General features: G+C 72.9%; 6 protein-coding genes. 2 read left to right on the top strand and 4 right to left on the bottom strand.

Translation table 11 applies throughout. The annotated features are described in order from the left end of the window. Positions 1 to 2: 2 nt before the first annotated feature. The 4 genes from ACZ3KJ_RS12435 to ACZ3KJ_RS12420 all read right to left on the bottom strand — a co-directional run bounded on the left by ACZ3KJ_RS12435 (position 3) and on the right by ACZ3KJ_RS12420 (position 7,198). Positions 3 to 1,373, bottom strand: coding sequence for a maltokinase N-terminal cap-like domain-containing protein (locus tag ACZ3KJ_RS12435; RefSeq protein ID WP_467526484.1), 1,371 nt, complete (start codon positions 1,371 to 1,373; stop codon positions 3 to 5). Positions 1,374 to 1,459: 86 nt separating this feature from the next. Further along, positions 1,460 to 3,160 (bottom strand): maltose alpha-D-glucosyltransferase, encoded by a 1,701-nt coding sequence (gene treS / locus ACZ3KJ_RS12430; protein WP_467526483.1) that lies wholly within the window; start codon positions 3,158 to 3,160, stop codon positions 1,460 to 1,462. Further along, a complete protein-coding gene (locus tag ACZ3KJ_RS12425; protein ID WP_467526482.1) occupies positions 3,157 to 5,313 on the bottom strand; it encodes an alpha-1,4-glucan--maltose-1-phosphate maltosyltransferase in 2,157 nt (718 codons plus the stop codon). The genes treS and ACZ3KJ_RS12425 overlap by 4 nt, the downstream gene beginning before the upstream one ends. 664 nt (positions 5,314 to 5,977) lie before the next feature. After that, positions 5,978 to 7,198 carry a S8 family peptidase gene (locus tag ACZ3KJ_RS12420; RefSeq protein ID WP_467526481.1) on the bottom strand — a complete coding sequence of 407 codons (1,221 nt, stop codon included), beginning with the start codon at positions 7,196 to 7,198 and terminating at the stop codon, positions 5,978 to 5,980. Positions 7,199 to 7,529: 331 nt separating this feature from the next. Here ACZ3KJ_RS12420 and ACZ3KJ_RS12415 point away from each other — a divergent pair, with 331 nt between their 5' ends. Both ACZ3KJ_RS12415 and ACZ3KJ_RS12410 read left to right on the top strand, forming a co-directional pair. Then, on the top strand, positions 7,530 to 10,154 hold the full coding sequence (locus tag ACZ3KJ_RS12415) for a glycosyltransferase family 1 protein (protein WP_467526480.1): 2,625 nt from the start codon (positions 7,530 to 7,532) through the stop codon (positions 10,152 to 10,154). 156 nt (positions 10,155 to 10,310) lie between these two features. Next, positions 10,311 to 11,360 (top strand): aldo/keto reductase, encoded by a 1,050-nt coding sequence (locus ACZ3KJ_RS12410; RefSeq protein ID WP_467526479.1) that lies wholly within the window; start codon positions 10,311 to 10,313, stop codon positions 11,358 to 11,360. Positions 11,361 to 11,489 lie beyond the last annotated feature (129 nt).

Here is an 11,489-nt window from a genome sequence, read left to right as displayed (position 1 = left end):
CCTCAGAACGGCTCGGACGCGGCGAGCCTGCGGATCGCGGACAGCGGGACGGAGAGCCAGTCGGGACGGTGCCGGGCCTCGTAGACGACCTCGTAGACGGCCTTGTCCGTCTCGTGGGCCCGCAGCAGGACGGGGTCGGTGCGCGGGTCGGCGCCGGCCACCTCGGCGTACCCGGTGCAGTAGGCGGCCCGGCACGCCTCGGCCCAGCCCGGTGCCGGCGGGTCGGCCGAGTGGGCCGCGTAGTCGAAGGACCGCAGCATGCCCGCCACGTCCCGCACCACCGGCTGCGGCATCCTGCGCTCCGCCAGCGGCCGGGACGGCTCGCCCTCGAAGTCGATCAGCGCCCACTCCCCGGAGGGGGCGCGCAGACACTGCCCGAGGTGCAGGTCGCCGTGGACGCGCTGGGCGGTCCAGGTGTGGCCCTCGGCCGCGAGGTCGGCCAGTGCGGTGAAGGCGGTGCGCAGGGCGGGCGCGTACGGACGCAGCGCGGGCACCGCCTGCGCGGCCGCGTCGAGCCGCTCGGTCATGCCCTCCACCAGCGGCCCCAGCTGCGCGTGCCCCAGGGTGGCCGTGGGCAGCGCGCGGGCGAGCGCGGTGTGCACCTCGGCTGTGGCCCGCCCCAGCGCCCGCGCCTCGGCGGCGAAGTCCTCCCCCTTGGCCAGCTCCCGCAGCGCCAGCTCCCAGCCGTCCGCCGCGCCCTGCACGTACGGCTGGAGCACGCCCAGGACGTACGGCTCGCCGCCGAGCTCGGCGTGCATCCACGCCGTCGGCGCCGGCACCCGGGGGCAGCCCTCGCGGGCCAGGGCCAGCGGCAGCTCCAGGTCGGGGTTGACGCCAGGGACGACCCGGCGCAGCAGCTTGAGAATAAACGTATCTCCAAAGACGACCGACGAGTTGGACTGCTCGGACGTCAGCCGCCGGGGCACCAGGCCGGTGCGGATCTCCTGGGCCGGGTCGCGGTCGCAGCGCAGGACGCCGATCCGGGCGCCGGTGCGCAGCGCCTCCAGCAGCACCTCGGCGGGCCGGGTGTCGTACAGGGCGTCGTACACGGTCCGCCCGGCGAGCGGCCCGTCCTGCACATGACCGATCAGCGCGGGCGCCAGCCGGGGCGGCAGCGCCTCGCGCGTCCCTATCAGGAGCTGGTAGGTGTCGCCGTACCCGGTCGTCTGATGTGCGCGGATCAGCAGGTGGTACAGGCCCAGCCGGCCTCCCGCGGGCAGCAGCTCGGTGGCCGCCACCGGCGTGAACCCGGTGACCGGACTCCCCTTGCCGGCGAACCAGCGCTGCCGCGGCAGCCACTCCCGCAGCAGGGGCGTCAGTGACGCGAGGAGACCAGGGGCTGTCGTGCCGGAGAGTGTGACAGTGTCCGCCATTGCGTCACATTCCTTTCCCCGGAGGGTCGGGGTGCTACTTCTGCGTGCCCCGGGCGGGGCAGGGGAAACCGCCCCGCCGCAGGGTTCTAGACGGCGTCCCGGCGCAGCCGGAACCAGTAGAAGCCGTGTCCTGCGAGGGTGAGCAGGTAGGGCAGTTCGCCGATGGCGGGGAAGCGGACCCCGCCGAACAGTTCGACCGGGAAACGGCCCTTGAACGGGCGCAGGTCCAGCTCGGTGGGCTGGGCGAAGCGCGAGAAGTTGTGCACGCACAGGACGAGGTCGTCCTCGTACTCGCGGAGGAAGGCGAGGACGGCGGGGTTGCTGGAGGAGAGCTCCGTGTAGGAGCCGAGTCCGAAGGCGGGGTTCTGCTTGCGGATCTCGATCATGCGGCGGGTCCAGTGCAGCAGCGAGGAGGGTGATGCCATGGACGCTTCGACGTTGGTGACCTGGTAGCCGTGGACGGGGTCCATGATGGTGGGCAGGAAGAGCCGTCCGGGGTCGCAGGAGGAGAAGCCGGCGTTGCGGTCGGGGGTCCACTGCATGGGGGTGCGGACGGCGTCGCGGTCGCCGAGCCAGATGTTGTCGCCCATGCCGATCTCGTCGCCGTAGTAGAGGATCGGCGAGCCGGGGAGGGAGAGGAGGAGGGCGGTGAAGAGTTCGATCTGGTTGCGGTCGTTGTCGAGGAGGGGTGCGAGGCGTCGCCGGATGCCGATGTTGGCGCGCATACGCGGGTCTTTCGCGTATTCGGCGTACATGTAGTCGCGTTCTTCGTCGGTGACCATTTCGAGGGTGAGCTCGTCGTGGTTGCGGAGGAAGATTCCCCATTGGCAGTGGGTGGGGATGGCGGGGGTTTTGGCGAGGATCTCGGAGACGGGGTAGCGGGACTCGCGGCGGACGGCCATGAAGATGCGGGGCATGACGGGGAAGTGGAAGGCCATGTGGCATTCGTCGCCGCCGGAGGCGTAGTCGCCGAAGTAGTCGACGACGTCCTCGGGCCACTGGTTGGCCTCCGCGAGGATCACGGTGTCCGGGTAGTGGGCGTCGATCTCCTTCCGGACCCGCTTGAGGAACTCGTGGGTCGCCGGGAGGTTCTCGCAGTTGGTGCCCTCCTCGGCGTACAGGTAGGGCACGGCGTCGAGGCGGAAGCCGTCGATGCCCAGGTCCAGCCAGAACCTCAGCGCGGAGATCATCTCCTCCTGGACGGCCGGGTTCTCGTAGTTGAGGTCCGGCTGGTGGGAGAAGAAGCGGTGGAAGAAGTACTGCTTGCGGACCGGGTCGTAGGTCCAGTTGGAGACCTCGGTGTCGACGAAGATGATGCGGGCGTCGGCGTACTGCTTGTCGTCGTCGGCCCACATGTAGTAGTCGCCGTAGGGGCCGTCGGGGTCTTTGCGGGACTCCTGGAACCACGGGTGCTGGTCGCTGGTGTGGTTCATGACGAAGTCGATGATGACGCGCATGCCGCGTTGGTGGGCGGCGTCGACGAATTCCACGAAGTCGGCGAGGTCGCCGAATTCGGGGAGGACGGCGGTGTAGTCCGAGACGTCGTACCCGCCGTCCCTCAGGGGGGATTTGAAGAACGGGGGGAGCCAGAGGCAGTCGACGCCGAGCCATTGCAGGTAGTCGAGTTTGGCGGTGAGGCCCTTCAGGTCGCCGACGCCGTCGCCGTTGCTGTCCTGGAAGGAGCGGACGAGGACTTCGTAGAAGACCGCGCGCTTGAACCACTCGGGGTCGCGGTCCTTCGCGGGCGTGTCCTCGAAGGTGTCCGGAACGGGCTCGTTGACGATCATCGTGTGGGTGACCCTCCGATCTGCGGGTTGGACGGTCGCAGGACGGTGCCGTGCCCGTCCGGGGGACTGTCCCCGGACTCCGGGCCGACGGTCAGCACATGGGCGCCGCCCGGTCCGAGACGCACGTAGTTGGCCCTGCCCCAGTAGTAGGTCTCGCCGGTGAGCAGATCGCGCACCGGCGCCGACTCGTGCCATTCCAGGCCGAGTTGTGGCATGTCCAACGAGACCGTCGCTTCCTGGGTGTGGTGGGGGTCGAGGTTGACGACCACCAGAACCGTGTTCGAACCGCTCCGCTTCGAGTAGGCGATCACCGCGTCCTTGTCGGCGTGGTGGAAGTGCAGGTCGCGCAGTTGGCGCAGGGCCGGGTTCGTCCGCCGGATGCCGTTGAGGCGGGTGATGAGGGGGGCGATGGTGCGGCCCTCGCGTTCGGCGGCCGCCCAGTCGCGGGGTTTGAGCTGGTACTTCTCGGAGTCGAGGTACTCCTCGCCGCCTTCGCGCAGGGGGGTGTTCTCGCAGAGTTCGTAGCCGCTGTAGATGCCCCAGGTGGGGGAGAGGGTGGCGGCGAGGACGGCGCGGGACTCGAAGGCGGGGCGGCCGCCGTGCTGGAGGTGGGCGTGGAGGATGTCGGGGGTGTTGACGAAGAAGTTGGGCCGCATGGAGGAGGCGGCCTCCCCCGTCAGTTCGGTGAGGTACTCCGTCAGTTCGTCCTTGGTGTTGCGCCAGGTGAAGTAGGTGTAGGACTGCTGGAAGCCGATCTGGGCGAGGGTGTGCATCATCGCCGGGCGGGTGAAGGCCTCGGCGAGGAAGATGACGTCGGGGTCGGTGCGGTTGATGCCGGCGATGACCCGTTCCCAGAAGACGACGGGTTTGGTGTGGGGGTTGTCGACGCGGAAGATCCGCACGCCGTGGGACATCCAGTGGCGCAGGATGCGCTGGGTCTCCTCGACGAGGCCGTCCATGTCGGCGTCGAAGGCGACGGGGTAGATGTCCTGGTACTTCTTGGGCGGGTTCTCGGCGTGGGCGATGGTGCCGTCGGGGCGGTGGTGGAACCACTCGGGGTGTTTGTGGACCCAGGGGTGGTCGGGGGAGCACTGGAGCGCGAAGTCGAGGGCGATCTCCAGGCCGTGGCCGGCGGCCTGTTCGACGAAGCGGGTGAAGTCCTCCAGGGTGCCCAGGTCGGGGTGGACGGCGTCGTGGCCGCCTTCGGGGGAGCCGATGGCCCAGGGCACGCCGACGTCGTCGGGGCCGGCGGTGAGGGTGTTGTTGCGGCCTTTGCGGAAGGTGGTGCCGATGGGGTGGATCGGGGGGAGGTAGACGACGTCGAAGCCCATCGCGGCGATGGCGGGCAGCCGGCGGGCGGCGGTGCGGAACGTTCCGTGCGGGCGTTCGGGCGTGCCCTCCGAGCGGGGGAAGAACTCGTACCATGCGCCGTACAGGGCCCGTTCCCGCTCCACCAGCAGCGGCAGGGCGTCGGACGCGGTGACCAGTTCCCGTAGGGGATGGCGGGCCAGCACCTCCTCCACCTCCGGCGTCAGCGCCGCCGCGAGACGGGAGGCGGCCGGACGTGTCGTGTCGCGCAGGGCGTCGGCGGCCGCCAGCAGCACGGCCCCCTTCCGCTCCTCCCCTCCGGGCAGTTCGGCGGCCGCCCGCTCGTGCAGGCGGGCGCCCTCCTCCAGGACGAGTTCGGTGTCCATCCCCGCCGGGATCTTCACCCCGGCGGTCCGGCGCCAGGTGGTGACCGGATCGCCCCAGGCCTCCACCGTGTACGTCCAGCGGCCGGGTGCGTCCGGGGTGACGTCGGCGCCCCAGCGGTCGGTGCCGGGGGCGAGTTCGCGCATCGGCGTCCACGGGCCCGGGCGGCCCGCGGGGTCGCGCAGGACGACGTTGGCGGCGACGGCGTCGTGGCCCTCGCGGAACACGGTGGCCGAGACCTGGAACGTCTCCCCGGTGACCGCCTTGGCCGGCCGGCGGCCGTGCTGCACGATCGGGCGGACGTCGAGGACGGGTATGCGCCCCACGGCGGTCACGTCACCCGCGGAGGATCGCTCCGGGGCCGGCGGTCCGGCGTCGGCGGGGCGCACGGGGGGTGCTGGTGCCGTGGTGCGGGACGAACGGGATGTCGGGGGTGCTGACGAGTGGTGCGTGGCGGGCATGACCGCTCCTGTCCGCATCAACGTGGGTGGGCGGATGGACGAGGGGAGGTGGGTCCTGCGGTGGGGGGTGCCGGTGGTGCCTGCCCGGGCGGGACCCGGGGTGGTGCTGACCCCGGAGGGCCGGGGTGGTGCTGGTTCCCCGAGGGGCCGGGGTGGTGCTGGTTCCCGGGGGTCCGGGTGGTGGCGGTGCGGCCCGGGCGGACCCGGGTGGTGCAGGTGGTGCCCGGGCGGACCCGGGTGGTGCTGGTGGTGCCCGGGCGGACCCGGGTGGTGCTGGTGGTGCCCGGGCGGACCCGGGTGGTGCTGGTGGCCGGACGCGCCAGGGGTCGTACTCGGGTCCGGTCGCGCCGGGTCCCCTACGGGTACCCGGACGGGCCGGGGTTGTGCTCGTGCCCGGGCGCGCCGGGTGGTGCTCGGGCCGTGCGGGGGGTGTCGTACGGGGGCGTACGGGTCGTGTACCGGAGGAGCCTTCCCACCCTTTTCGGGTGAGCAATCCGGGACTTTGTTAACTACTCGCGCGTATGTCTCCACACAAGACCGGCCTCTTCGCGGGAGGGGAGCCAGGACCGGAGCCGCTGCCATAGCCGGGACCGGAGCCGGGACCGGAGTCGGGACCGGAGTCGGGACCGGAGCCAGGGCCGATGCCGGGGGCGGTGTCCCGCCGTCAGGAACGGGGCACCCGCAGCAGCTTGTCCGGCGAACCGGCTCCCCGGCCGGACACCTTCACGTGCGACGCCCCCGCCACCAGTGCGCGTTCGACCTGGGCGGGCGTGGCCGTCGGATGGCCGGCCAGATACAGGGCGGCCGCGCCCGCCGCGTGCGGCGCCGCCATCGACGTACCGGAGAAGGTCGCGCGCCCGGTGTCGCTCCTGTGGGACGCGGAGGTGATCGACACGCCGGGGGCGAACAGGTCGAGGGCGGGGCCGGTGTCGGAGAAGGCCGCCCGGGCGTCCCGGCGGTCGGTCGCGCCGACGGTGACGGCCTGGCGGACGCCGGCGGGGGAGCGGAGCGCGGCCGGCCGGCCGCCGTTGCCCGCGGCGACGGTGTAGGTGACGCCCGAACGGATGGAGGCGCGGACGGCGGCGTCCAGCCGTTCGTTGTAGGGGCCGCCCAGACTGAGGTTGGCGACGGCCGGGCCGCGCGCGTGGCGGGTGACCCAGTCGATGCCCGCGATGACCCGCGCGGTGGTGCTCGCGCCGGTGTCGTCCAGCACCCGGACGGCCACCACCCTCGCCTTCTTCGCGACGCCGGCGCTCGTGCCCGCGACGGTCGCGGCGACGTGCGTGCCGTGGCCGTTGCCGTCGGACGCGGTGCGGTCGCCGTCGACGAAGTCCCAGCCGTAGGAGGCCCGCCCGCCGAAGTCCCGGTGGGTGACGCGGACGCCGGTGTCGATGACGTACACCGTCACCCCCGCCCCCGCCGGCTTCGGGGCCGTGTACCGGCCGTCCAGGGGCAGGGACGGCTGGTCGACGCGGTCCAGCCCCCAGGACGGCGGGCTCTTCCGGGTCGCCGTACCGCGCCGCGTCACCCCGAGCGTCACCCGGCTGTCCCGGACGACCGAGGCGACCCGCGGATCGGCCGCCAGGCGCCGGGCCTGTCTCTCGCCCGCCTCGACGGAGAAGCCGTTGAGGACCGTGCCGTAGGTGTGGCCGATCCGCGCGCCGTACCGCGCGGCGACACCGCGACCGGCCGCCGACAGGGCGCTCACCCCGTTCTTCAGTGTCACGAGAAAGCTGCCGCGGACGGAGCCGGGCGCCCCGGCGCCGCGTATCGTCCCCTCCGGTGCGGCGTGCGCGGGCAGGGCGATGGCCGAAAACACCACGGTCGTGGCGACCGTGACCAGACCCCCCACCCGGCGCAGACGCCGTGTTCGCGTCCGTGCCATGGTCCGCGTTCCCCTCCTCGACTCGGCCTACGGCGGCGCGGGTTCCCGGCGCCGGGTACGCACTGGGCAGCCTCTCGTGCGGGGCGAAGCACCACAAGGTGGCCCGAGGGGTCTTCAGGGGACGGAATCGGCCATACAGGATGAGCGTCCCCCGGGGCGCGGCGGGTACCGCCGTCCGGGGGAGCCGGACGGCCGGGCCGGTACCGGGCCGAAAGCCGGGCACGCGGGGGCGGCAAGCCCTCGGCGCCACCCGCGTCGGCCCCGGTACCGTCATCCACGACGTGGACGCACACCGCCGTGCGTCTCTTCCTCACGCACGCCGAGGTGGAATGTGAAGGCGATCCGTCGATTCACCGTCCGACCCCTTCTCCCCGAACCCCTCCGGCCGCTCGGTGACCTGGCCCGCAACCTGCGCTGGTCCTGGCACGCGGAGACCCGCGACCTCTTCCAGTCCGTCGACCCCGAACGCTGGGCCGCCTCCGGCAAGGACCCGGTACGGCTCCTCGGCGGTGTGCGCGCCGAGCGCCTCACCGCACTGGCCGGGGACCGCCGCTTCCTGCGCCGGCTGACCGCGGCCGTCGACGAGCTGCACGACTACGTGACCGGCGACCGCTGGTACCAGACCCAGGACGCCACCCCCCGGCTCCCCGCCGCCATCGCCTACTTCTCCCCCGAGTTCGGCATCACGGCCGCCCTGCCCCAGTACTCCGGCGGCCTCGGCATCCTGGCCGGCGACCACCTGAAGGCGGCCAGCGACCTGGGCGTGCCGCTGATCGGGGTGGGCCTGCTGTACCGGCACGGCTACTTCCGCCAGAGCCTGACCCGGGACGGCTGGCAGCAGGAGCACTACCCCGTCCTCGACCCCAACGAGCTGCCGCTGACCCTCCTGGAGGAGGACGACGACACCCCCGCCCAGGTCTCCCTCGCCCTCCCCGGCGGCAGGCGGCTGCGGGCCCGGATCTGGCTGGCCCAGGTGGGCCGCGTGCCGCTGCTGCTGCTCGACTCCGACGTCGAGGAGAACGACCTGCGCGAGCGCGGCGTGACCGACCGGCTCTACGGCGGCGGCAGCGAACACCGGCTCCTCCAGGAGATGCTGCTCGGCATAGGAGGTGTCCGGGCGGTACGCACGTACTGCCGGCTGACCGGGCACGCCCCGCCCGAGGTGTTCCACACCAACGAGGGGCACGCCGGCTTCCTCGGCCTGGAGCGCATCGCGGAACTCTGCGACGCGGGGCTCGACTTCGACTCCGGACTGGAGGCGGTCCGGGCCGGCACGGTCTTCACCACGCACACCCCCGTCCCGGCCGGCATCGACCGCTTCGACCGCGAGCTGGTCGCCCGGCACTTCGGCCCCGGAGCCGAGCTGCCGCGCATGGACGTCGGCCGCATCCTCGGCCTGGGCATGGAGACCTACCCCGGCGGCGAACCCAACCTGTTCAACATGGCGGTGATGGGCCTGCGCCTGGCCCAGCGCGCCAACGGCGTGTCGCTGCTGCACGGCCAGGTCAGCCGCGAGATGTTCGCCGGCCTGTGGCCCGGCTTCGACGCCGCCGAGGTGCCGATCACCTCCGTGACCAACGGTGTGCACGCCCCGACCTGGGTCGCCCCCGAGGTGCTGCGCCTCGGCGCCCGCCGGGTCGGCGCCCAGCGCACCGAGGACGCGCTCAGCGTCGGCGGCTCCGACCGCTGGGACTCCGTCGCCGACATCCCCGACCAGGACATCTGGGACCTCCGCCGGGACCTGCGCGAACAGCTCGTCCAGGAGGTGCGCGCCCGGCTGCGGGCCTCGTGGCGCCAGCGCGGCGCGGGCACGGCCGAGCTGGGCTGGATCGACGGCGTTCTCGACCCCGACGTCCTCACCATCGGCTTCGCGCGCCGCGTCCCGTCGTACAAGCGCCTCACGCTGATGCTCCGGGACCGCGACCGGCTGATGAGCCTGCTGCTCCACCCCGAACGGCCGGTCCAGATCGTCGTGGCCGGCAAGGCGCACCCGGCGGACGACGGCGGCAAGCGGCTCGTCCAGGAACTCGTCCGCTTCGCCGACGACCCGCGCGTCCGCCACCGCGTCGTCTTCCTCCCCGACTACGGCATGGCGATGGCCCAGAAGCTCTACCCGGGCTGCGACATCTGGCTGAACAACCCCCTGCGCCCGCTGGAGGCGTGCGGCACGTCCGGTATGAAGGCGGCGCTCAACGGCTGCCTCAACCTCTCCGTCCTCGACGGCTGGTGGGACGAGTGGTTCCGGCCCGACTTCGGCTGGGCGATCCCCACCGCCGACGGCGCCGGCACGGACCCCGACCGCCGCGACGACATCGAGGCGGCGGCCCTCTACGACCTCCTCGAACAGCGCGTCACCCCCCGCTTCTACGAGCGCGGGCGGCACGGCCTGCCCGACCGCTGGATCGAGATGGTCCGCCAGACCCTCACCCTGCTGGGCCCCAAGGTCCTGGCCGGCCGCATGGTCCGCGAGTACGTCGAGCGGCTCTACGTCCCCGCCGCCCAGGCCCACCGCGCACTCGACCCGGACACCGCGAGCGAGCTCGCCGCCTGGAAGGCCAGGGTGCGGTCGGCCTGGCACGCCGTCACCGTCGACCACGTCGAGACCTCGGCCGCCACCCCGACCGCCGAACTCGGCAGCACCCTCGCCCTCCGCGTCCGCCTGCGCCTCGGCGACCTCGCCCCCGACGACGTCGAGGTCCAGGCCGTCTCCGGCCGCGTCGACACGGAGGACCGCATCACCGACGCGACGACGGTCCCCCTCAAACCGACGAGCGGCCCCGACCTGGAGGGCAGCTGGATCTACGAGGGCCCCCTCTCCCTCGACCGCACCGGCCCCTACGGTTACACGGTCCGCATCCTCCCCGACCACCGCCTGCTGGCCTCCGGCGCGGAACTGGGGCTGGTGGCCGGACCGTCGGACGAGCTGGTGGAGGGGGCGGGGGTGCTGTACCGGTGACCGGGGCCCGGGAGGGGCGGCGCCGACGCCGCCCCTCCCGGTGCACCGGGCTCCCCGGGCTTGCCCTTGAGCGCACTCCACCTCGTAGTGTGCGCTCGTCAGGCCACGCCCGTCTCCGGTCGCGGCCCCGAGTCGACTGCACCCAGGGGGAGTCGCATGCGCCACCGCGTTCTGGGCGGGACCGGGATCAAGGTCAGTCCCTACTGCCTCGGCACCATGATGTTCGGTGCCGTCGGCAACGCCGACCACGACGACTGCGTCCGGATCGTCCACGCCGCGCTGGACGAGGGGATCAACTTCGTCGACACCGCCGACATGTACTCGGCCGGGGAGTCGGAGACGATCGTCGGCAAGGCGCTCAAGGGCCGCCGCGACGACGTGGTCCTCGCGACCAAGGTCCACTTCGCCATGGGGGACGGCCCCGACCAGGGCGGCAACTCGCGGCGCTGGATCGTCCGCGAGGTGGAGGACAGCCTGCGGCGGCTGGGCACGGACTGGATCGACCTGTACCAGGTGCACCGGCCGGACCACACGACGGACATCGAGGAGACGCTCGCCGCCCTGACCGACCTCGTGCGCCAGGGCAAGATCAGGGCGTTCGGCTGCTCGACGTTCCCCGCGGACGACATCGTCGAGGCGTACCACGTGGCCGACCGCCGCGGGCTGCACCGGTTCCGCACCGAGCAGCCGCCGTACTCCCTGCTGGCCCGGGGCGTCGAGCGGCAGGTGCTGCCGGTGGCGCAGCGCCTCGGCATGGGGGTCCTCACCTGGAGCCCACTGGCCTCGGGCTTCCTCACCGGCCGCTACCGCAAGGGCCAGGACCTCGACCTGAGCAGCGGACGCCCCACCCTGAACCCCGCCCGCTTCGACCCGTCGTCGCCGCTCACCGCCGCGAAGCTGGACGCCGTCGAGCAGCTCGTCGCCGTGGCGGAGGAGGTGGGCTGCTCGCTCCCGGAGCTGGCGATCGCCTTCCCGCTCGCGCACCCCGCCGTCACCTCGGTCATCATCGGCCCGCGCACGATGGAGCAGCTGCGGAACACCCTCAAGGGCGCCTCCGTGGTGCTGGACGACGCCGCCCTCGACCGCATCGACGCGATCGTCCCACCCGGCACCGACGTCTACCCGCCGGACGGGGCCTGGGCTCCGCCGTCGCTGACGACGCCGGCGCTGCGGCGGAGGACGGCGGAGTCGCGGTCCGCCGCCTGAGGCGAGGCTCCGGCCCGGCTCCGCCCTGCGGGAGGCCGCCCGAGCCGCCTGAGCCACCTGATCCGCCCGCGCCGCCTGAGCCACCCGATCCGCCCGCGCCGCGCCCGGTCGGCGGAGACGGCCCGCTTC

The sequence above is a fragment of the Streptomyces sp. NPDC003248 genome (genome assembly GCF_055563235.1).
This window is presented reverse-complemented; position numbering and strand designations above follow the sequence as displayed.